Consider the following 643-nt stretch of genomic DNA (forward strand, 5'->3'; position numbering starts at 1 on the left):
GGCTGCCGCAGCACGGCGCTCATGTCCCGGACCGCGTGCCAGGTCCCGCGCCAGGTGCCGGTCACTTTGGAGCGGCCGGTCCTGGGCGCGTACGGGACGTCGGTCTCGGCGATCCGCCAGCCGGCGTCGGCCGCGCGGACCAGCATTTCGAGCGGGTAGCCGGACCGGCGGTCGGCCAGTTCCAGGCCGAGCAGCGCGGTCCGCCGGGCGGCCCGCATCGGGCCGAGGTCGTGCAGCCGCAGACCGGTGCGGCGGCGGATGCGCCGGGCCAGTTCGAGGTTGGCGAGCCGGGCGTGCGGCGGCCAGGCGCCACGGGCGGTCGGCCTGCGGCGGCCGAGCACCAGGTCGAGATCACCCCGCAGCACCGGGTCCGCGACGGACGGCAGCAGGGCGGGGTCGAGCGAGGCGTCGCAGTCGCAGAAGCAGACGATGTCGGCGGTCGCGGCGAGCAGTCCGGCGTGGCAGGCGGCGCCGAAGCCCCGGACCGGCTCGCGGACCACCGTCGCGCCGAGGGAGGCGGCCAGGACGGCGGAGCCGTCGGTCGAGCCGTTGTCGACGACGATCGCCCGCCAGCCGGACGGAATGCGCTCCAGCACCCAGGGCAGGGCACCGGCCTCGTCCAGGCACGGCAGTACGACGTCAA

1 protein-coding gene is annotated in these 643 nt (G+C 76.5%); it reads right to left on the reverse strand.

Annotated features, from left to right (window positions below; translation table 11 throughout):
• A partial coding sequence (locus C6N31_RS42375) for a glycosyltransferase family 2 protein (RefSeq protein WP_198359641.1) occupies positions 1 to 643 on the reverse strand: 643 nt, incomplete at both ends.

Origin of the sequence: Streptomyces fildesensis, assembly GCF_016107395.1 — a bacterium.
GTDB classification, from domain to species: domain Bacteria; phylum Actinomycetota; class Actinomycetes; order Streptomycetales; family Streptomycetaceae; genus Actinacidiphila; species Actinacidiphila fildesensis.